The following is a 22,041-nucleotide window of genomic DNA, read 5'->3' as shown; positions in this document are numbered from 1 at the left end:
TAAGCTCATCGTCGAGTCGCACACGTGCCCTGAACTTGTAGATACAAGAAGGATGACCACCGTGGATTTGAAAACTGTACGCGCGCTGAAAAACGAAATCGCAGAACAGATCATTCGACCGCTTGTCACTGAAATCCGCGCCGAGCGCCGCATTGTCCGCTCTACAGCAATACGGCGTCTGACCGGCGTCGAAGGCGGTATCGCGCTTGGCATTGCCGCCGGCGACGGAAAGAACGATTACCGGCTCGCCGTCCGCGTCCAGCGCCGTGCGCTCGAAACAAATGCCTATCTGCGCCAGCAGATCGAGGAAGCAGCCCGCAACAAGGCCGACATCACCTATATCGGCACCGTGTTCAAAGGCGGCGCTGTGGCAGCGCCGGCAGTCTTGCCCTGGCATCAGCTGCGTCAGAGGCCGCTGCTGATCGGCGCGTCGGTCGGACATTATTCGATTACGGCGGGCACGCTTGGCGGCTTTGCGCAGCACACGGCGAGCGGCAAGGCCGTTATTCTGAGCAACAATCATGTGCTGGCCAATGAAAACAAGGCGAAGATCGGCGATGCGATCCTGCAGCCCGCGGCCTATGACGGCGGCAGGAAAAGCAAGGACAAGGTCGGCGAACTGCTGGCTTTTGAGCCGGTTGTATCAGGCGCAAACAATCTGGTCGACGCGGCCATCGCCTCGATCGATGCGGATATCGACTTCGACGCGGTGACCCTGATGGGTGCGGGAAAACTGAAGGGCCTGCGCAAGACCCCGCTCCGTCCCGGCGACAAGGTGTTCAAGATCGGCAGGACAACCGGCGTGACGCAAGGTGTTGTCACGGCAATCGAAGTCGATGACGTGGTGGTCAGCTATGAATTCGGCGATATCGGTTTTGACAGCCAGATCGAGATCCAGACCACAGGCAGCGGCCCTTTCAGCTCGGGCGGCGACAGTGGATCGATGATCATGGACGAAAAGGGCTATGCCTGCGCCCTGCTGTTTGCCGGCAGCGACCAGGGCGGCACCAATGGCAAGGGTGTCACCTTCGCCAACGACCTTTCCATCGTGCTGGAGAAAATGGGGCTGACGATGCCGGTTTGACCCTCGTGGAACGAATTTGACATTCGCATCCCGTTTCACATCAGGCGCACCAAGCGAATGTCAAATTCGGACCACTAGCGGGACTGGCCGGGATGCACTAAGTTAAAGCCATGAGCACCTCCATCGAACAGGCGCGACTTGCCAAGCCGAAAGCCAGGGAACTGGCCGGATCATGCGGCACCGTCATTGGTGTCGGCCTGATCCGCATCGGTGACTCCTATGCCATCAAGGTCAATCTGCGCGATCAGCTCCCCGAAACGGCCGAGCTTCCGGAAACGGTGGACGGCGTCAGGGTGGTATATGACGTGATCGGGCCCATATCGCTGCAGGCAGCCGGGAAACGCTGACCGATCCTGTGGACAAGCCACCGGCATTTCAGCTCGGTCATATCAGCCGCCCTGCTCCTGTCTTAGTATATTTCTTATGAAACCATCACGCGACATCACCCGCCTTCTTGAGATCATGCAGGCCCTGCGCACGCCGGTGACCGGCTGTCCGTGGGATCTTGAGCAGGATTTCAAGTCCATCGCCCCCTATACGCTCGAGGAAGCCTTCGAGGTGATCGATGCCATCGAGCGCGATGATATCGACGATCTGCGCGAAGAATTGGGCGATCTTCTCCTGCAGGTGGTGTTTCACGCGCGGATGGCGGAAGAGATGAAGGCATTCGATTTCGGTGACGTGGTCCAGGCGATCACCCACAAGATGATCCGCCGCCATCCGCATGTCTTTGGCGAAGAGGCTGCCCGCGGTGCCGGAATGGCCAAGGGCATGTGGGACAAGATCAAGGCCGAGGAAAAGGCGGAGCGGCGCGAGCGCCGTGCTGCGCTCAATCTCGGCGCCGTGGAGCCGACCGGTTTCCTCGACGACATTCCGCATGGCTTTCCTGCCCTGATGCGCGCACTCAAACTGCAGCAGAAGGCGGCCAAGGTTGGCTTTGACTGGTCGGAAGCCGCGCCCATTCTCGACAAGATCGAGGAAGAAATCGGCGAGTTGAAACAGGCCATTGCCAATGGTGACCGGGAAAATACGCAAGAAGAATATGGCGACCTGCTGTTTGCCATAGTCAATCTCGGCCGCCATTTGAAGCTTGAACCGGAAAGCGCCCTGCGCGGCACCAATGAAAAGTTCCGGTCACGCTTCCACTATATCGAGCGAAAGCTGAACGAGCAGAAACAGACGCTCGATGCGGCGACACTCGATGAAATGGAAGCACTCTGGCAGGAAGCCAAAACCGCGAAGTAACACCGTTTACCCGTTGGTCCGGCGCAGCAATTTCTCGTCGAGATTGGCGTGGGACGCGACGGTCATGTCCATGGTGAGGGATACCGATCCGTCGTCCAGATCCTTGCGTTTCACATTGCTGGAGTGCTGGTAGATCCAGTCCATCAGCCGCATCTGGTCCGGCCGCAGGGTGATTTTGACATGCTTCAGCTTGCCAGCAATGCGGTTCTCGATTTCCTTCAGCAGGGCGTCGACGCCCTCGCCCGTGATCGCCGACACCGGAATCGGATGTTCGTCACCCTTCACCGCCGCACTGAGACGCTGCGCCGACTCGCGGCCCGCATCGTCAAGCCTGTCGATCTTGTTCCACACTTCGAGAATGCGCTTCGTATCGCCGCGCTCGATGCCGAGGCTGGTCATGATCGCATGGACGTCTTCCGACTGGGCTGCAGTATCCGGATCGGAGATATCGCGGATATGCAGGATGAGGTCGGCTTCGACCACTTCTTCCAGCGTCGCCCGGAAAGCGGCAACGAGATGCGTAGGCAGGTTGGAGATGAAACCCACCGTGTCGGAGAGGATGATCGTCTCGCCGTGCTCCAGCCGGATACGGCGCAAGGTGGGATCAAGCGTGGCAAAGAGCATGTCTTCGGCCACGACCCCTGCTCCGGTCAGCCGGTTGAACAGCGTTGATTTACCCGCATTGGTATAGCCGACAAGCGCCACGACCGGATGCGGCACCTTCTTGCGCTTGCTGCGGTGCAGGGTGCGGGTACGCACCACCGTTTCCAGTTCGCGCTTGATGCGCAGGATCTTTTCCTGCAGTGCGCGCCTGTCGGCCTCGATCTGCGTTTCACCGGGACCGCCGAGGAAGCCGCCGCCGCCGCGCTGGCGCTCAAGGTGGGTCCAGCTACGGACCAGCCGCCCCTTCTGATAGGTGAGGTGCGCAAGTTCCACCTGCAGGGCGCCCTCTTTCGTCTGGGCGCGCCGTCCAAAAATCTCAAGAATGAGCCCGGTCCTGTCGAGAACCTTGGCGTTCCATGCCTTTTCGAGATTGCGCTGCTGTACCGGTGTCAGGGAATGATCGACGATCACGAGCTCCGCATGGGAAGCCTCGATGAGCTCATGAATCGTTTCAACCTTGCCCGTCCCCAGCAAGGTCGCCGGGCGCGGCGCCGAAACCTGCACGATATCGGAATGGACAATGTCCAGATCGATGGCCCGGGCCAAGCCTTCGGCCTCTTCCAGCCGCGCATCGTCGCTGCGCTGGAATTCGGGCTGGTGCTTCATGCGGCCGTGATCGTCGGCCTTGCCGCCATCGGAAAAGCGCGTCGGCAAAACCGGCACAATGACGATTGCGCGCGTGGCTTCTCTGGCGGTCTCACCATTATCGGTTGATCCGCCAGGGTTTTGCGCGTTACGCCTTGTTTCTTTGGTCAAATGTTATCTCAGTCGCTGTCTTCGGCCTCAGCTTCGAACATTTGTACAGGCTGGCTCGGCATGATGGTCGAGATGGCATGTTTGTAGACGAGCTGAGAATGGCCGTCGCGGCGCAACAGGACGCAGAAATTGTCGAACGAGGTGACAATACCGGTCAGTTTGACGCCATTGATGAGGAAAATTGTCAGAGAAATCTTCTGTTTTCTGACTGAATTCAGAAATAGGTCCTGAAGATTCTGCGATCGTTCAGCCATTGTTTTTGTCCTTTTATGCGATCAGCAAACGTGTCTCATACAAATTTCGGCAACGGGAGCAGAAAGCCTACTCCTGCAGGAGGTGAAAAATAGTTTCTGTTAGTCCCCTCATACTCCGGTTAACAGGATGGCGTTTTTTCCGCAATGTCAAAAAACGCTTCCCGTAACGAAAGTGCGATCGTTCCCGGGTGCCCATTTGCCACCGATTCGCCGTCAATCGCAACGATTGGCATCACAACAGTTGTGGCTGCGGTCATGAAAACTTCGCGCGCCCGCTTGGCTTCCTCGACAGAAAAGCCGCGTTCTTCGATCGTCAATCCCAGCTTTTTGGCCACATCGAAGATGGTTGTGCGGGTAATACCGCGCAAAATGCCGGTTTCCGCCTGTCTGGTCACCAGAACGCCGTCCATGGTGACAATCCACGCATTTGTTGCCGCGCCTTCCCTAACGGTGCCATCCGGATCGATGAACCAGGCCTCCTGAGCGCCCTGCTCCTTGGCCTGCTGGCGCGCCATAACATTTGGTAAAAGGCCGATAGATTTGATGTCCACCCGCTCCCAGCGGTTTTCCGGCACCGTGATGACCTTCACACCCTTTGCCGCCCGGGCAGCGAACATGACGGGATCCGTGCGCTTGGCGGTGATGACGATGGAAGGCGGTGTATCGGCGGACGGAAAGACGTGGTCGCGCTTGGCGACACCGCGCGTCACCTGCAGATAGACCATGCCATTGTACACACGATTGCGCCGGACCACCTCGGCGATCACGCTCTGCAGCGCCTTCCGGTTCATCGGCCAGCCGATCCGCAGCTCTGAAAGCGAGCGGTCGAGGCGGTTGAGATGGCGCGTCATGTCCATGATGTTGCCGCGGGCAACCTCGCAGACTTCATAAACGCCATCGGCAAACTGGTAGCCGCGGTCTTCAATGTGAACACCGGCATTGGCATGGGGAATGTATTGGCCGTTGACATAGGCGATACGGGACATCGGTAGAGCCTCCTATTCGAACTGGCCGAAGACCATGCGCATGGGCGTTGGCAGATCCACCCGCTTGCCGGTATCTTCCAATGCACCCGTTTCGATATCGCGTTTGAACACGGCGATGCCCCCGCCTTTCTGATTGGCAACGAGCATGAACTTGCCCGTGGGATCGATGACGAAGTTGCGTGGGCCAAGGCCCTGCGACGGTGTCCAGCCGATCAGCGCGAGGCTGCCGTCCGCGGCGATGGCATAGCTGACGATGCTGTTGTGGCCACGGTTGGAGCCATAAAGGAACCGGCCGTCGGCACTGACGGCGATTTCTGCGCAGGTATTGGTCGCGGTGAAGTCCGCAGGGATGGACGGAAGCGTCTGACCAAGCGTCAACTCGGCGGTTTCGGCATTGTAATGCAGCACTGAAACAGTGCTGTTCAATTCATTGATAACATAAGCAATCCTCCCATTCGGATGGAATGTTATATGGCGCGGTCCAGCACCATCGGGCAAGGTCGTGAAGGGCGTTGCTGCCAGCTCCAGTTTCCCGCCCTTCGACGGCAGCTTATAGGCCATGATCCGGTCAAGGCCGAGATCGCAAACGAACACGGTCCGATTATCCGGGCTGACGACGGCGCAGTGACCATGCTGCCGCTTGTCCGTCGGCAGGACCGCATTCTTGCCCTCGTGAATGGCAGCGGCAAAGGCCGATTCCAGCCCGCCGTCGGCGCGGATGGCGAAAGCGGCCACGGCATTGCCGGGGCGTTCGCCCAGCGCGGCAACGGTATAATTGGAGGCAAAGATCGTCTCGCCCGACTGATCGAACCCGAGATGGCAGGTGGTGTTGCCAAGGGTCGGCTGCATATTGATATAGGACAAGGCTCCCGAGGCCGGATCGATATCGAAGGCGACAGCCATCCCCTCGTTCCATTCGGGGATTTCCACTGCCGCGTAGAGACGCCGGCGCTTTTCGTCGATGGCGATATAACCGGGATTGTCGATTGCGAGGTATTCGCTGACGAGCGTGAGATCACCGGTATTGTCGTCAAAGCGGAAGACGCTGATCCCCTTTCCTGCATTGGGCAGAGCGTTGCGATTCAGGTTGCCGACAAAAGCATAGGTTTTTGGCATGGTTGGTCTCATGGGTTGGGGGCTGTGAGATGGAGGGTTTCTCCATCGGAAGGAATGATCAGCTTGTGGGAATCGATAGCCGCTGCCTGCGCATGGGCCTTCAGATCGTCGCGGGTGACGGTTGCATGGTCAAGGGCTTCCATATGCGTCGCGATGACTTTTGTCTTCAGGGGTGAAATGCGGCAGACCTCGACGGTCTGCTCCGCATCCATGACGATGAGAACACCGTCCCATTTGGCACCGCAGGAATGGGTGACGATGATATCGGGCTGCGTCGCTTCGATTGTTTCGCGCACCGGCGGATAGAGGATCGTATCTCCTGCCCAATAGATCGAGGGTTCGCCATCCGCCTCGATGGTAAAACCGATGACATTGCCCATCAGCTGAAGCACAGCCCCGGTGCCGTGATTGCCGTCGCGGCGGGTCAGGCGGATATTCCTCCAGGTCAGATCCCCGGTCAGTGGCGTGACGTCGGTGAAACCGAAGGAGCGGATTTTCTCTTCATCGCCCGGCTGGCAGATCAGCGGCAGATGCTTGGGGACAAGTTCCTGAGCCACAGGGTCGAAATGATCCGCATGCAGATGCGAGACGAGTACAAGCTCCACGCCATCAAGGATCTCGTCGGTTGAAACCGGCAGATCCGTCATGGGATTCGGCGAACGGCCGGTAAAGGACGGGCGGCTGTGTTTGGGAGCGAAAAATGGATCGATCAGGACGGTTGAACCGGCATAATCGAGTTTCAGCGTGGCATTGCGGAGAAGTTGCAGTTTCATGTCGGTGCGTCTTTCTGCTGATCAGAAGAATTCGAGACTGACGCGGAACATCTGCTCGACCTGTTTGACCGCTTCGGCCGTGGCAAAGATGACCACCCGGTCCTGCGGTTTGATGCGGACCGAACCGTCGGGGCGGATGACTTCGCCGTTGCGGTAGATCGCGCCGATCCGCAGTCCGTCCGGCAGATCGAGGTCGCGCAGCGGGGCGCCGACAAGCGGCGAGGTTTCAAGCGCCTCAGCCTCGATAATCTCCGCCCGGCCCTTCTGGACGCTGTGTACGGCCCGGATACGGCCGCGCCGCACATGTTGCAGCACACGCGAAATGGTGACGCTGCGCGGGCTGATATGGGCATCGATGCCGAGGGATTTGCTGAGGTCGAGATAATCCGGATTGTTGATGAGGACGAGGCTGGATTTGCAGCCGAGGCGTTTGGCCATGACGCCGGCCAGCATGTTGACCTGGTCATCATTGGTCAGCGCGACCAGAAGGTCCGCATCCTGGATTTCCGCTTCCAGCAGTAGTTTCTGATCCAGCGCACTGCCATGCAGCACCATGGAACGCCGAAGACCGTCTGCGATGGCATTGGCGCGGGTCAAATTGGGTTCGATCAGCTTGACCTTGGTCTTGGGCTGCTTGGCTTCGATCGTCTGGGCGACGTAGAGCCCGACATTGCCGCCGCCGGCAATGACAATGCGTGTTGCCTCGGGTTCCTCGTGACCGAACAGCGCCAGCGTACGGCGCACCTGTGACTTGGTTGTCGCGACATAGGCGATGTCACCGGCCAAGAGGTGATCGGCAGAGCGCGGAATGAGCAACGTGTCATTGCGGATGATCGCCATCACGGTCGACGGCAGGTCGGGGAAAAGATTGCTCAATTGAATGAGCGGCGTGTTGATGACGGGACAGTCTTCCAGGCATTCGATCGCCATGACCACGATAGTCTCGTCGGCAAAGCGGACAACGTCGCTCACGCCGGGCAAGGCGATGCGGCGCAGCACCATTTCTCCGACCTCAAGCTCGGGCGAAATGATGACGTCGATCGGCATGTGATCGCGGGAAAACAGGTCCTGATAGTGCGGCTGCAGATAGGCCTGTGCGCGGATGCGGGCGATCTTGGTCGGCACGTTGAACAGCGCATGCGCTACTTCACAGGCGACGATGTTCACTTCGTCATAAAGCGTTGCCGCAATGATCATGTCCGCCTGCTCGGCGCCGGCGGCCGCCAGAACATCCGGATGGGCGCCGTGACCGACAAAACCGCGCACATCGAGCGTATCGCCTATGACCTGAATGAGCTCGGCCGACGTGTCGATGACCGAAATATCGTTGTCTTCGGCGGCCAGGCGTTCGGCGATGCCATATCCAACCTGCCCTGCGCCGCAGATGATCACACGCATCAGCTGGCTTTGCCTTCGGCAATCACGGCCATTGCGTCCACGTCAATGAGACTGCTGGCCGGCGGGCCTTGCGGATTGACAGCACGAAACATTCCTCACTCCCATGATGAAGGGCCTATGCCGCAGGGCAAAGGCCGCCGACTTTCCCGTAAAAGCCGGAGAGTCGCAACCGAATACTGTCGGCTACCAACGTATTCCTCCGAAGCCTTGGAGATCGCGTGAAACGGTTAGACCCCGAGCGATTTCAGCTTCCGGTGCAGAGCCGAACGCTCCATGCCGACAAACTCCGCCGTGCGGGAAATGTTGCCGCCGAACCGGTTGATCTGCGCGATGAGATATTCCTTCTCGAAGCGCTCACGCGCCTCGCGCAGCGGCAGGGCCATGATGTGCTGGTCAGATTCGGTTGGAGCCTTCGGCAACGTGTCGCCGATTTCCGCAGGCAGCAGATCGGCGGTGATGACCGCTTCCGGATCATCGCCGCGCGCCAGGATAATCAGGCGCTCGATATTGTTACGCAGCTGGCGGATATTGCCCGGCCAGGAATGGGACTGCAGCACGGCCATGGCATCCGGGCCGATCTTGCGCGGCTTGATACCCGCCTGTTCGGCAATCTGCGTCATGAAGAATTCGACAAGCGCAGGGATATCGTCGCGCCGGTCCGCCAAGGGCGGAACAATCACGGGAACCACTGCCAGCCGGTGGAACAGGTCTTCGCGGAACCGGCCCTCGGCAATCATCGCTTCGAGGTTCTGCGCCGTCGAGGAGATGATCCGTACATCCACCTTGATGCGCTTGGTGCCGCCTACCCGTTCAAACTGCTGATCGACGAGCACACGCAGGATCTTGTTCTGCGTTTCGCGCGGCATATCGGCAATTTCATTGAGATAGAGAATGCCGCCATGGGCTTCCTCCAGCGCGCCCACCTTGCGCTCGCCGCCATCGGATTCGGTACCGAAAAGCTCGACTTCCATGCGCTCCGGCGTAATCGTCGCCGCATTCAGGTTGACGAATGGTCCCTTGGAACGGGTCGACAGGGCGTGGATGGCCCGTGCCGTCAGCTCCTTGCCCGCGCCGGACGGGCCGGTGATCATGATGCGGCTGTTGGTCGGTGCGACGCGCTCGATGGTCTGGCGCAGGTGGTTCATCGACAGCGACGTGCCGAGCAGTTCCGAGCTTTCCGTCGAGCGCTTGCGCAGGTCGGAAACCTCGCGCCGCAGCTTGGATGTTTCGAGCGCCCGTTCGGCAATCAGGATCAGCCGATCAGCCTTGAACGGTTTCTCGATGAAATCATAGGCGCCGCGCCGGATGGCCGAAACCGCGGTTTCGATGTTGCCGTGACCGGAAATCATGACCACGGGAATATCGGGATGGCGGCTCTTGATCTCGTCCAAAAGGGCAAGACCGTCGAGCCGGCTGCCCTGCATCCAGATGTCCAGAAAGATCAGGCGGGGAATGCGATCATCGATCGCCGCCAATGCACTGTCCGCGTCCGAGGCTACACGGGTTTCGTGCCCCTCGTCGCTCAATATTCCTGCAACAAGCTCGCGGATGTCGACTTCATCGTCGACGACAAGAATGTCAGATGCCATTTGAATTCACCTGTTTCGCCGATGGATCGGAATTGTCGGCTGTCTGTGTATTGGTATGGGTCGTGGGAAAAACCATGCGGATCATTGCACCCCGCCCGCCGTGGAAGTCCGCGGGGGCGTCGTGCAGTTCAATTTGACCGTCATGTTCTTCAACGATCTTTTTGACAATTGCGAGGCCAAGGCCCGTGCCTTTCTCGCGCGTCGTCATATAGGGTTCAAGCAAACGCTGCCGGTGTTCACGCGGCAAGCCTTTGCCATTGTCGGAAATTTCGACAATCAGAGCGTCTCCCTCCTGCCTCGACCGGATACGGATATGTCCGTCACCCAGTCCATCTTTCACAACGGATTCAATTGCTTCTGCAGCATTTTTGATAACGTTTCCGAAAGCCTGCCCGATAAGCCGGCCGTCGAATTGCCCGATGAGGGGCACATTGCCGAAATCCCGCTCGAAGCGGATATCGCTGCGGCTGACTTCGACCAGAAACGAGGCTTCGCGCAACGCCTCACGCAAATCCACCGCCTTGATTTCCGGTTTCGGCATGCGCGCGAAGGATGAAAACTCGTCAACCATACGCCCGATGTCACCCACCTGCCGGATGATGGTTTCCGTGCACTGGTCGAAGACTTCGCGATCTTCGGTAATCACCTTGCCGTAACGCCGGCGGATGCGTTCCGCCGACAACTGAATGGGCGTGAGCGGATTTTTGATTTCGTGGGCGATGCGCCGCGCGACGTCGGCCCAAGCGGATGAACGCTGCGCCTCCACCAGATCGGTGATGTCATCGACGGTGACCACATAGGAGTGGTCAGCCGATTCCGCGTCCTCCACGGTAATCTGGACATTGAACGTCCGGGCGCTGCCGCGCCGCGACATCGATACCTGTTCGCGGTAAACCGACCGGCCCGTGGCATGGGCAACCTCGAACACCAGCCCGATTTCCGGGACGAGCGCCGTCAGATTCTTGCCGACGGTCGTGACGGGGTCCAGATCGAACATCGCTTCGGCGGAACGGTTCATGATGCCGATTGCCCCATCGGCATCCACGCTGATGACCCCTGCCGTCACGCCGGAGAGCACCGCTTCGGAAAAACGGCGGCGTTCGTCGATCTGGTCCTTGGCGGCAACAAGGTCGCGGCGTTGCGTTCCCAGCTGGCGCACCATGGTGTTGAATGTCTGGGACAGCGAGCCGACATCGCCGTCGGAACGGCGCACCGGCACCGCAACATCCAGATTGCCGGTTGCAACATCATCCGCTGCACCGATCAGCAGCCGGATGGGGCGCACCAGCCGGTCCGCCACCGCAATGCCGGTCCAGATGGCCGACAGAAGCAAAGTCAGGGTCAGGCCGAAGTAGAGCAGAGCAAACAGAATCTGTGTGTCCACACCATTGGCAACCGGTTTACCCGCATCGAGATTATTGCCCTCGATGGCGCGCATGGAGTTGAGAATATCCCCGTCGACCGGGCGGACCGTATAGAGGAACATATCCGGTATCTGCTGAAGTTTCACGACGGCACTCAGCAGATTGGTCCGTTCCGGCGGGATGAGCACCGGCTTGCCGTCCTGTGCCGTGTTGAGAATGGATTTTGCGACCGGCGGAATTGAAAAATTCGTGCGTATGTCGGCGCGAACGGAGGTGTCACCGTTGGAGCGGATGATGAATGCGCCGATCAGGCCGCGGCCGAGCGCCTGCTGGGTCAGGAAGCGCGTAAAACTGGTGCGGTCCAGATTGTACAGCGAGCGTTGTGCGTCGACATCGCTGACCATTTCAAGCGTCGTGCCCTGCAGGTTGCGCGCACTTTCCTGAATGTAGGAATTGGCCAGGCTGATCGACGAGTTGACGATCGTCGTGGTCCGCATTTCGAACCAGCGATCAAGCCCGAGATCGAGCGTGACCGACGCGACGATGGCCACCAGCATGGCCGGTACCGCAGCGACAAGCGAAAACAGCACGACGAGGCGCACATGCAGGCGGGATGCAGCCTTCCCCCGGTTCCGGGCTTGGCTGATGCGATAGACTTCGCGGCCGATCAGCACGATCAAGGCGAGAATCAGCAGCGCATTGAGACCGGTCAGGATGAATGTAAGATTGCTCTCGGGCTGAACCGGGGTCATTCCCGTGAGGATGAAAAACGTTACGCCCGTCGTCAAAAGCGCCAGAACAACCGTGACAACGCCGATACGGGAGTAAAAGCGCTGCGTGTTGCCGCCAGCGGCAGCCGTGAGCGAGTTTCCCAACTGATTGACCGAATTTGATAAGAGCATTGCTTACGTCATCCCAACCAAGTTGCACTCATGCAACACATTGTGGCGGAAATGCAACGCCCTCTCGTCGAAACCTGTGCAGAATTGGTTCAGCACCGCACGTTTGGCACGACTGACCTCATTTTGGCACAACCGTAAAGAGCGCAGTCGTACGATGTTACGTAGAGGCACTTGCGCAAAGTTCGACACCTGTGGCGCTACTTTGTGCAGCTATCGGAAAACGCATTTGTGGTGGGAGACCAAAAGTTCTGTATTTAGGAGCCAAAGTTCCGTTCTCCTACCAACAAAATCAAAGGCTTAGCGGAAGAATATTTCCTGAGAAAACGAGTTTCCCGAGGATTGGGAACCCAAAAACAAAGTCCAGAATGTGGTCTGGATCAGCGCGTGTCCGAACTCCGAGAAATGCAGCAACATTGTTGAATGTTTCCGAGCATCTCGATGCTCGCAATGACATTGCTGGGCAGCGTCTGTTCAACTGCCGTTTTCGCCTATCATCCGGGAATTAGGTCTGAAGCGCGAACATCTCGAGATAGACGATCCGATATTCGCGCGCTCCATTGTCACCAATTGCCTCGTCTCGATCGGTGGGACGTGGTTCGCGCTCGGCAATCACAAGCCGGAAGCGTTCGCCATCTTTTGCAGCGCGGGGCAGAATGACGTCATAGCTTGCGATCTCCGGCATGAGGAGTCCTGACAACAGGTTGCCGCTTGTAGTCAACTGCAGAAAATCCCTCTGCTGACGCAGGGTTTCGGCAGACGCGGTGAGCTTGCGGCTCACGACCTTAGTACGCTGGCGCTGAGACACCTTGACCACCTGAGCGCCTTGCAGCGGCTCCCAACCGAAATCTTCGTCGGCTGCTTTTTCCAGGTATTCGACAAGAACCTCGATTTGAGAACGAGCCTGCCGGCGCCGCGCGCCGAACGTCTGAAACACGCCGACGAAGGGAATTCCGAACAATCCAACGCGATAATGAAGCGAATCCTTGCGAACCAGGGTTGCCAAACGATCATTGGTAAGCTGGACAATCTCTGCAATGGCGGATGGCGACAGATGCGCCCCGGGAGCAGAGATTGGTTGATACCGTGCGAGCGCCAGCCGAATGAAAGGCATGTAGCTGAGCCCGGGATCAAGGACGATGTCGGCGAACCAAAGTTGACGCTCAGCGTCAAAACCCACCAAATGCGGAGCAACCTCCACGCGTACATCTGCTGGGGTGCCAGGCATAGGCAGTTGTGTGACCGGAAGTTGTGCGGCGGGCAGTTCACCTTCCGATTTCGGAAATATCGGATCAAGACGATCCGGTGCGATCGGGCCTTGATAAACCGCTGCCGGAAACCGGCTGCGAGCCGGCGATCCATCTGCCAGGCTGTTGTTATCAGCAGTTGGATCACCGCCCCAACGCGTCACAAAACCTCCAAGTTTCGTATCAACCTCCGCGGCAGCCATTCCTGCGGGAGGCAAGATCACACCAAGCATCTCCATTGCGCCGGTGACCAGCCAGGGTCGCCTCAAATAGACGCGCAATCCGCCGCCATCCCGGTAACTGCGCTGCTCATTGCCCTCGGTTACCCGGGTCCAGCCAAAAGTCGGGATAACATAGACGATATCGGGAGCTGGCGGTGGCGCACTGTTCGGCACGAAACCGATCACTTCGTCGGACGTTACGATCAGATCGGCAGCATGCGTTGGTTCGCGAAGCGCTTCCGGCATGAATTGTGCAAAGCGTGTTGTCGCAGCGAGGGTGTATCCGACACGGCGATAACGTGTGTCGGGGAAAGTGTGCGCAACTTCATCTTTCAGAAAAACGCGGTGCCCCGGAGGAGACCTGCCGGGTGCCTCCAGCCGTGCAAGCTTGAGTTCAGCGGCATGGCCACCGCCGACATGCCAGCGCGGCAATGGCTCGGTTACGTCATCGACCGGATCAAGCCAGTGACCGGAAAGATCCAGCTTCTCCGTGCTGAGGCTGTCAACGGGCGTTGCGAATCCAATTGCACACGCTGTCTTGCCAACTGTCCGACCGATCACCAGAGACTCTATCGCGGGGCGCACAAGCGGTTTCTGAACGGCATGAACGAGGTCGAGATCGCGCCACGGCGTTAACATCCAGTGTCGCCCCTCAACCGCGCGCTGTTCCAATGCCAGTTGTTGATCAGGCTTTGCGTGCTCGATTCCCCACTGATAAATACCCAGCAGAGCAAGATCCTTGCGTTCGAGTGCATGGCTGAGGCGCACACGCACATGTTCGCCTTTCTCCAACGGGACGAACAATATCCGCTGGGCAGGATCAAAATTTGAACCACGCGGCCCCTCGCCGATCGCTATCCGGAAAGAGCTGGCATCCGGCCATGCCGATCCAGGCGAATAAAAAGGAACCTCCAATGTTTCCGTACTGCCGTCACCATAGCCGGCAATGCGCACGCGGCAGACACGGGACAGCGGGTCAGGCAGAAACGGCAGCGTAAACACCGCTTCGGCGACGGGGAATCTTTGCTCGCTCGCATCTGCGGCAAGAGTAGCAAGCTCACCATCGCGAGCGACAAGGAGATTGTATGATACCGGATCCAACCGGCCACCCGTATCCAGCATGCCATGCAACTCTGCCATGCGTTGAGAGCCCGACGGCGGCACAACATGGCGGGAGGCCACTTCGGCGGTGGGTACCGTATTATCGGCTTCCGTCCCATTGAACGTTCTGATCGCTGCAACCTGAAGGCTCTCTCCATGTACCGGTGGAAGCAGATCCGGTGTGCCAACCAAAGCAAAGTTCGGAGCCTCGACCGGCTCGAATCTATAATAAACCGTCGGCGGAGTTTCGACACCGTTCAACGTCGTTGCATTCTCGTCCAGCGGGCGCGCATTGCCAGCAAGATCGACAGTGCGCATCCTCACCTGGTAGCTTTGACCGAACCGCAATGACGGCAAAGACCTGGCTGTGGCAACATGGTCAACCTCCAATGGCAAGCCGGGCGGCGCAAGGCTTTCCGGGTCACCAACCTTATCGGCAGGATCAATTGCACGGCCAGGACGCGGCGCTGTCAGACTCCATCCATCCCAGCTAAGTATCGCCGCATCGACCTTCAACAGATCAGGTTCCGAACCGTCTGCAGACCCCGATGCAGCCAAGCGCACATTCCCTTCCTCATCGGCAACCTGCAATGTGGAATTGTCACCGAGAAAGCGATAGGTGCTGACGCGCCGGCAGAGTGAGCGCCAGGCCCCTCCTCCCGTCGATACGTCGGCCCGCACGCCGCGCAACAAGTCTTCCTGAAACAGCACGATGGGTTGGTTGGTCGCAAGCTGGCTCTGTATTTTGGCGGACCGATCGAAGGCCTCTTCGAGGGCATAGCCCGTTCCGTCACTGGCAAGAACAATACCGCCTGACCGCAGTGCCGGTGCGCCAGCCCTGTCGGGCTCGGGTGCGACCGGATCCCGGCCGTCGAGTGACTGGTTGCCAATCTCCAGTTCGCGCCGGTCAGTATTGGCGATGTTGATGGCGAACTGCCGAACCTTGAGCGCCGATCCATTGACATCCACTTCAACAAGGCTGCTGTCCCCAAGCAAGACATATCCGTCACTGACCATGGGGGTGCCCGCAGGGCGCGGCGCTGGCGCGAAACGGTTATCATGCAGGACTGTACGGGTGGCGGGAAAGATGTCGGGCAATGTGCTGACCGAATTGGTTTTTTTCCAATCGACAATCAGCTCCAGCTCGTCGTCGACATCCCTTGGGAAAACATCGCGCGGCAGCAAGAGATCAAGCCGAAAACCGCTCGCGCGCAGAAGCCTGGGATGATGCGACAGAAGGGAGACGATACGGTGGAAATCAATAGCCTCCCGGAAAGCGCTGGGATCTGGCAGAGGAACCAAATCATGGGTCTGCCATGAGACGTCCTCGCGAGGATCGTCTGGTCCGGCCTTCAATCTCGTGTCTGTCCGAAGTCCGGATAGCGGCGTGTTATACGCGTTGGCCAAGGCAAAGCGCCCCGACCGCGTACCGTTCAGTGGAGATCGGTTCGCCGGGCTTCGCTCGCGGCGGCGAGACCGCAATAGCCTGAAAACATCGGCCGCACGTGGCTCACCTTTACCACCTATGCCTTCAAGCAGCCCGAACCATGAAAGACGCGAGGGGAGTTCATCCTCGCATTTTACGGCCATCGTGCCATAAATCTCGGCAATATCCTTTGCGAGCGCCACGGCTGGTGACGTTAAAACGCTCGTATTCTGACGGTCCTCAAACTGATGAGCGCGAACAAATGTCTTCTCATCAAACAGGCGTCGCTGCACATTGACCTCCGGCAACGTCTCGAAGACGGCCTCGGTAATGTTGCCGTTAAATCGTACAGCGAGCTTTGCGGCAGCAACCCGCGCGGCCCAATCCAGAAAATCAGGAAACAGCTTCAATGGTTCTCCGGGCGTTGCTGTCGTCACAAGGCGGGGAGATACGAGCACGGACAGGCGCAGGCTCTTGCGATCCGCTGTGGTGCCGTTTGGAAGTGCCGTCCAGATCAACTGTTGTGTGCGATCGACCATTTTGGAACCTCCTCAGGCAAATGCGTCGGCATAAGCGTGCCAAACTGCAGGGGTAGGTACGAAGTCTATGAAACGCGGATCCGATTCTGAGCCCGCAAAACTGCGTTCAACAACGACGCTCGCACTGACGGAAAAGAAAGCAATATCAACTTCGACGGTCAAAACGGCCTGGCCCTTGACCACGGACGTGGTGCCTTGCTTGTAATATCCGAGGGACAAGTTGAGGATGATCGACACGGAGATAAGGCCCAGCGCCTGTACCTCTCCGCCCATTTCAACATAGCCCTTGAACACCGTAAGCCGATCGGGCTCGTTCCAGTGGAAGTACAAACCGCCTTTCACATAGATGCCACCGGAGGCAATGCCGAAATCAAGTTCAGCGAAAGCGCCAAACTCAAGTGCAGCCTCGATTTCCTGAATACCTTTGGAGGTCATCCCGAGCATGACAAAACCGCCGCCGCCAAAAAGAGCGACCGTCAACTGAAACGGATTCTGCCTTTCGGCAAAACCGAATTTGAAAACGAGCGGACGGCCATCGAACGGCAACTGAATCGCCGCAAAAATCATGATGTTCTTGAGTGTGAAAACACCCAGTACGACACTCGGAACACCGAATTTGCCGCCAACCGTCAAACCGCCGTTCTCAAGTTTTATGATTGGTTTAAAACCAAAACCGGGTTTGGAAGAGCCGCTTCCACCGCCACCACTACCGCCGCCGCTGCTGCCTCCACCACTTCCGGATGAGGAACCGCCAAACGCGGATTGGCGCAGCGTTTCAAGAAAAGCGAGTGGGCCACCGAACATGATTGGATCGGTACCAGCCAGCTTGGGATCCGGTTCCATTCCCTTCGCGGTGCCCGCCTTGAAACTGAACGAATCGAAGCTGACGATGATCGCTCCGAAAAAGTCGAATTTGAACCATGTGAGCTTGGCTTCAACGGAGGCCTCGGGGTCTTTCAACCCGGCGTCGCGGGCGTAACTGCCTGGCCCCGAACCCACCTGATCTGCCGCGGATTTGGGTTTTGCGACTTGCAGATAGGTTATCGTGGCCGCCTTGACGTCAAAGGTGGATGTGCCGCGTTGATTCATCTTCAAGACAAGGACCTTGTCGGGAAGCGTTGCGACATGGTGCTCGAAGCTGGTTTCAACCTGTTCCTTCGTGCGTGTTGTTTTGAGTTGTGGAATATGGCTGGCCTCGCTCATGACCAGCGGCACGAGCAGATCCTTCAGGTCGATACCGCCAAAGATTTTGGCTGATGGAAACCATTTGTCCGGCTGAAAACTGCCGCCGGCAAATGTCGCGGAGTCGCCCGTCGCTGTGCCTCCGACATGTCCAAACTCCTGCGATAGGCCGACAACCCCGAAGGCCGGTTGGACGAAGCCGCCGGATTTGTCCGATCTTCCGCCGCCGCCAAGATCCGCAACCAACGACATGTCTTTGGCTGCAAGGAACAGTTTCCCGGCATTGGAGCCGCCAAATCCTGCCCCCAGATAGTGATCGGCATACTCGAAGTTTCCAAGCCCTTCACCGCCGGTCATTTGCGCGATTTCAGTGGACTGAAGACGCACGGTCGCAATCAGGGGATAGCAACGTGGACCATTGCCACCCTTCCAGCCGGGCACGTCTTTCACGCGGAAATGCAATTCATCAATCGGAAAAGTAACCGACCCGGGACCAGGTGCCAGCTGCAACAATTGTTTCTGCAGATCGGTCGACGTCCGGCCGGGAACCGCTTGGTCGGAGCCATTGTATTGACCTGCTGCGCCAGCAGTTGGCTTGGCTTCGGAAACGAAGTGAAGCGGCAGATCAAAGCGGGCAACGTTCCCTCCCAGATCTACCGCCTTGATTGTAAAACGGAAATCCTCTTGTTTCCCGGGAGCGACCACAATCTGCGGCCAAAAATCCTCCTGGTCCGAAGGGGGCGCGAGATTCGGAGTCTGTTTGGTGAGGATTTCAACAGACGTGAATGGGAAATCCCGTCCTGCGTGAGGCTGTCCCGGCAGGGGATATGCCCGAACGGATTCGATCAACAGAATGCGCAGCCTTTGGCGAAGCACGGCGATACGGCCACCGTCAGGGCCCGTTTGAAATCTACGCTCGGTAATCTTCAACACCGAAGCACGATGCCCAAGCGGCATCAGCATCCCCACGCGCAGGACTTCGACGGCATAGTCGCGCCCCATCGCAGCATGGTGCACCCATTTGATGAGCGAAAGCGGCAACCCGTTCGGTCCGACAGGCCGCGTCATCCAGGTTCCGTCAACATCCAGCCATCCGCCAAGCGACGTGAGCATCAAGCGATGGGCAGAAGCAGGAATGGGTTGATAAGGTTTTCTCGAAATGGGCAGCAAAGCCGTTTCATCTGCCGTCAGCCGAACGAGGTCTGCGCGATCACCTCCCGAGAGCGACATCTGAAAAGGCGGCTCGCTAGCGGAAGGATTCGGGAAATCAGGGCTCCAGATCGCAGAGATTGAAATGGGGGCCTCCGTCGCATCCACGCGTTTTGCCCCCTGGGTCGCCCCAAGCCGGCTGTGCCACAGTTCGACACGCCGGTTTTTCTCGCCCCTGACAACAGGGCTTTGCGCGTGAGAGAAGCCAACATCATCCTCTATCGGCGACAACAGCAGCCGATAGGGAATTTCGAGCGCCGTCTGATTGTAAGCGGGTTGCCTGGGATAGAAGAGAAGCAATAGCCCAGGAATGACTCCGACCAGGGAACCGACATCGTTCGAACCCGCGAAACGTTCTGCGAACGCATCCACGAGTTGCAACTCCGCCGCATGCTGAGCCTGTTGAACGTCGGATGCACGGACACCCCGGCCGGATAGCAGGCTCTCGACAACGGCACCGACATGCAGCGCCGCCTCGCGTACAGATTGCGTCGTGAGAGCATCAGCGTTCTGTGCAGCACGACGCACCGTACGCGCGATATTGATGGCCAAATCGGGTTTTGCCGTCATAACGGGAGCAGTTCGACTTATTGCGGCCAATGAAGAGAGCACGTCCCGGTACGATGGAGGCAGAAAGGAGAGACGCGGCGGGCTCAGCGGCACGCGCGCAAGCGGCCAGGACGTCATGGCATCGAGAAATCCGGTAGCCGAGGCGTCCCAGTCGGTGGTTCCGCCCGGGAATTGATAGACAACCCGGCTCCGTCCTGCCAACCGGAGCGCCGCTGGCAAATCATTCGGGGCGAGCGCGCTTGGTGTCTCATCAAGCGATACATCCGCAAATACTTCTTCCGCAAACGCTTGCGGTTGATGGCAGACGGCGAGAAAAGCCGGCTTTTTGCCATCAAGCGGAGCAATTCTGCGTCCGCCTGCTGCGCTGGTGATTGCGAGATTATACAGCTTGAGCGTCAATATAACGAGATCATCCGCCCGCCAAAAACGCAGTTGAATTGGGACTGGATCAATCAGTCCCGGTATCAACCCCGCGACGATGGGGTTCAACTCACGAGCGCCAAGCAACCAAGAGTTGCTCTCCACCAGTTTTACTGTTTTGATTTGACTAGCCATTGAAACTCCCCCCCTGGAGGTTCTGCTGGCCTAAACATGCGCTCTTTTCTTCAAGTTATCCATACAGAAAGCGCTAAGAAATATTGGCTAAGCCATTTGCGGAATAGTCAAACGTCAATACATGCCACGGCGCATAGAGTTAATTGACCAAACATAGAAGGATTGACCGGGCGCCAAGTTCTACTTCTGAACGCAGTGAAACAATCGATCGGTCGTCGCGCGCATCACGTTGTTCACGTTTCGTTCACTGAATACTCCCCCTCACTGACGGCGTTTATATAAACCTTTTATGCTGCTCTCCTACCAGCAAAGTCAAAGGCTTAGCGGAAAAACCATTTCCTGAGAAAACGGGTTGCCCAAGGGTTGGGAGCCCTAAGACGAAGCTCAGATTAATGAATCTTACAACCTGAGACCTTCTTCAACGTCGCTAAAAAGCGCAGTCAACCCGCCACTATACACCAGGTAAATCCCTACCGGGCGGGCCACTGGCTATGTCCCGATGATACACGCACATAATCGGCGTCTAGTTTATGTGGCTAAGCATGTCCAAAACGGGGCAAGTCGGAGACACGCCGCCCGAACATTGATCGACCGTTCGCGCGAGGATGCTTTCCAGTCTGCGGAGATCGGAAATCTTGGCTCGCACATCATCAAGATGGGCCGAGGTCAGCGTTTTGACTGTGGCGCAGGACGCCTCGCTCGGCTGCACCAGGGCGAGAAGTGCTTTGATGTCTTTGATCCCAAAGCCGAGCTCACGTGCTCGCCGGATGAATGACAGCCGCCGCACATGCTCGGAACCATAGTTGCGATAGCCGCCGGCGGTCCGTACAGGCTCGGGCATCAGGCCGATACGCTCATAATAACGCACCGTTTCCGGATGGACGCCTGTTGCTCGTGCGATTTTGCCAATCGTCAGATCACGCATGGCCTCTGCTTCCTCTTGAGCCTGTAGTGGCTACAGGGTTCAGAATACACCTATCTTGCGAGGAAAGCAGCCGTGACTGACGCTCACCTGCCTCAGGGAGGAGTGGGAAGCTCGGTATGATCCAAGACTGGCGCATTCGATTACTCAAGCTGGGACAATCACCATGACACAGGTCATCTCGACCCTTACCTGCCCGTTTTGTGGACATCGAGCCACGGAGACAATGCCCACCGACGCTTGCCGATACGTCTACGAATGCGGAGGCTGCGGAACGCTGCTCAAACCTAAAGAGGGTGATTGCTGCGTCTTCTGCTCCTACGGCGATGTGCCCTGCCCGCCGATTCAAGAGACACGCAGGGCACAAAACACGCCACTTCGCATATGAGGAAGCTGTTGATCGTGTTGGCACCGGCCGAGCGCGCCCGATATCGAACAGTGATAAAAAGACTGTTTGTTTGATTTGGCAGTAACCTTTTTGTGCGCCGCGCGAACTTCCTATCAGACGAGCCGCGATGGCCCTGCTGGGCAAAAGCACATCGTCCACCGCCAACCCATAATCGGAGGAACAGAAATGTCCAATCGCATGCTATCCGCTCTGGTCGCCGGCGCGTTCGCTGCGGCCCTCAGTTCGTTTGCCGTCACATCTGCAAGCGCGGAGGAGATGAGGCCAATGAGCAAGGCTGACATGATGAAGATGCGTGACATGACCGCAAAAGAAGTCAAATCCGGCAAGATGGAAAAATGTTTTGGTGTGGCCCTCAAGGGCCACAATGACTGCTACGCCGGTGCTGGCACCACCTGCGCTGGAACGAGCACGACCGACTATCAAGGAAATGCTTTCAAGCTTGAGCCCAAGGGTACGTGCACAACCATGCATACGCCGAAGGGCACGGGAAGTCTCACGCCGAAAGTTTGAAAAAGACTGAACCGGACGGGCAT

At 58.0% G+C, this 22,041-nt stretch carries 16 protein-coding genes; 5 read left to right on the top strand and 11 right to left on the bottom strand.

All coding sequences use genetic code 11. The annotated features are described in order from the left end of the window. Positions 1 to 61 precede the first annotated feature (61 nt). From ACZ5FP_RS11965 to mazG, 3 genes are all read left to right on the top strand, one after another. Complete coding sequence (locus tag ACZ5FP_RS11965) at positions 62 to 1,084, top strand: hypothetical protein (protein WP_464660349.1); 1,023 nt, start codon at positions 62 to 64, stop codon at positions 1,082 to 1,084. 110 nt (positions 1,085 to 1,194) lie between these two features. Beyond that, positions 1,195 to 1,431, top strand: a complete 237-nt coding sequence (locus ACZ5FP_RS11960) for a hypothetical protein (RefSeq protein WP_346306345.1) — start codon at positions 1,195 to 1,197, stop codon at positions 1,429 to 1,431. A 76-nt stretch (positions 1,432 to 1,507) separates the two neighbouring features. Continuing rightward, positions 1,508 to 2,329, top strand: coding sequence for a nucleoside triphosphate pyrophosphohydrolase (mazG, locus tag ACZ5FP_RS11955; protein ID WP_464660347.1), 822 nt, complete (start codon positions 1,508 to 1,510; stop codon positions 2,327 to 2,329). Between the two features lie 6 nt (positions 2,330 to 2,335). Here mazG and hflX read toward each other — a convergent pair whose 3' ends face one another. The 11 genes from hflX to ACZ5FP_RS11900 form a co-directional block, all read right to left on the bottom strand. Continuing rightward, positions 2,336 to 3,748 carry a GTPase HflX gene (gene hflX, locus ACZ5FP_RS11950; protein WP_319025570.1) on the bottom strand — a complete coding sequence of 471 codons (1,413 nt, stop codon included), beginning with the start codon at positions 3,746 to 3,748 and terminating at the stop codon, positions 2,336 to 2,338. 8 nt (positions 3,749 to 3,756) lie between these two features. Then, positions 3,757 to 4,002 (bottom strand): RNA chaperone Hfq, encoded by a 246-nt coding sequence (hfq, locus tag ACZ5FP_RS11945; RefSeq protein WP_091885912.1) that lies wholly within the window; start codon positions 4,000 to 4,002, stop codon positions 3,757 to 3,759. 119 nt (positions 4,003 to 4,121) lie between these two features. Continuing rightward, on the bottom strand, positions 4,122 to 4,988 hold the full coding sequence (locus tag ACZ5FP_RS11940; RefSeq protein ID WP_464660344.1) for a D-amino-acid transaminase: 867 nt from the start codon (positions 4,986 to 4,988) through the stop codon (positions 4,122 to 4,124). Positions 4,989 to 5,000: 12 nt separating this feature from the next. After that, entirely contained in the window at positions 5,001 to 6,104 is a 1,104-nt protein-coding gene (locus ACZ5FP_RS11935) for a lactonase family protein (RefSeq protein ID WP_464660342.1), read from the bottom strand. Positions 6,105 to 6,112: 8 nt separating this feature from the next. Beyond that, positions 6,113 to 6,877, bottom strand: coding sequence for an MBL fold metallo-hydrolase (locus ACZ5FP_RS11930; protein WP_464660340.1), 765 nt, complete (start codon positions 6,875 to 6,877; stop codon positions 6,113 to 6,115). A 21-nt stretch (positions 6,878 to 6,898) separates the two neighbouring features. Then, the gene (gene trkA, locus ACZ5FP_RS11925) at positions 6,899 to 8,275 is read right to left on the bottom strand and encodes a Trk system potassium transporter TrkA (protein WP_464660339.1); all 1,377 of its coding nucleotides are present in this window, start codon (positions 8,273 to 8,275) and stop codon (positions 6,899 to 6,901) included. Positions 8,276 to 8,502: 227 nt separating this feature from the next. Beyond that, the gene (ntrX, locus tag ACZ5FP_RS11920; protein ID WP_223614954.1) at positions 8,503 to 9,864 is read right to left on the bottom strand and encodes a nitrogen assimilation response regulator NtrX; all 1,362 of its coding nucleotides are present in this window, start codon (positions 9,862 to 9,864) and stop codon (positions 8,503 to 8,505) included. Then, positions 9,854 to 12,130, bottom strand: coding sequence for a sensor histidine kinase NtrY-like (locus ACZ5FP_RS11915; RefSeq protein WP_464660337.1), 2,277 nt, complete (start codon positions 12,128 to 12,130; stop codon positions 9,854 to 9,856). Before ACZ5FP_RS11915 ends, ntrX begins: the two co-directional genes overlap by 11 nt. Before the next feature lie 502 nt (positions 12,131 to 12,632). Then, positions 12,633 to 16,661, bottom strand: coding sequence for a hypothetical protein (locus tag ACZ5FP_RS11910; protein ID WP_464660335.1), 4,029 nt, complete (start codon positions 16,659 to 16,661; stop codon positions 12,633 to 12,635). A gap of 12 nt (positions 16,662 to 16,673) precedes the next feature. Beyond that, a complete protein-coding gene (locus ACZ5FP_RS11905; protein ID WP_464660333.1) occupies positions 16,674 to 20,177 on the bottom strand; it encodes a hypothetical protein in 3,504 nt (1,167 codons plus the stop codon). A 523-nt stretch (positions 20,178 to 20,700) separates the two neighbouring features. After that, complete coding sequence (locus tag ACZ5FP_RS11900) at positions 20,701 to 21,102, bottom strand: MerR family transcriptional regulator (RefSeq protein ID WP_464660331.1); 402 nt, start codon at positions 21,100 to 21,102, stop codon at positions 20,701 to 20,703. A gap of 163 nt (positions 21,103 to 21,265) precedes the next feature. On the opposite strand from ACZ5FP_RS11900, the gene ACZ5FP_RS11895 reads away from it, so the two are divergent. Both ACZ5FP_RS11895 and ACZ5FP_RS11890 read left to right on the top strand, forming a co-directional pair. Beyond that, positions 21,266 to 21,487 (top strand): GDCCVxC domain-containing (seleno)protein, encoded by a 222-nt coding sequence (locus tag ACZ5FP_RS11895; RefSeq protein ID WP_464660329.1) that lies wholly within the window; start codon positions 21,266 to 21,268, stop codon positions 21,485 to 21,487. Between the two features lie 186 nt (positions 21,488 to 21,673). Continuing rightward, complete coding sequence (locus ACZ5FP_RS11890; RefSeq protein ID WP_464660327.1) at positions 21,674 to 22,018, top strand: BufA1 family periplasmic bufferin-type metallophore; 345 nt, start codon at positions 21,674 to 21,676, stop codon at positions 22,016 to 22,018. Positions 22,019 to 22,041: the final 23 nt, after the last annotated feature.

Source organism: Phyllobacterium sp. T2-21, assembly GCF_055378485.1.
This window is presented reverse-complemented; position numbering and strand designations above follow the sequence as displayed.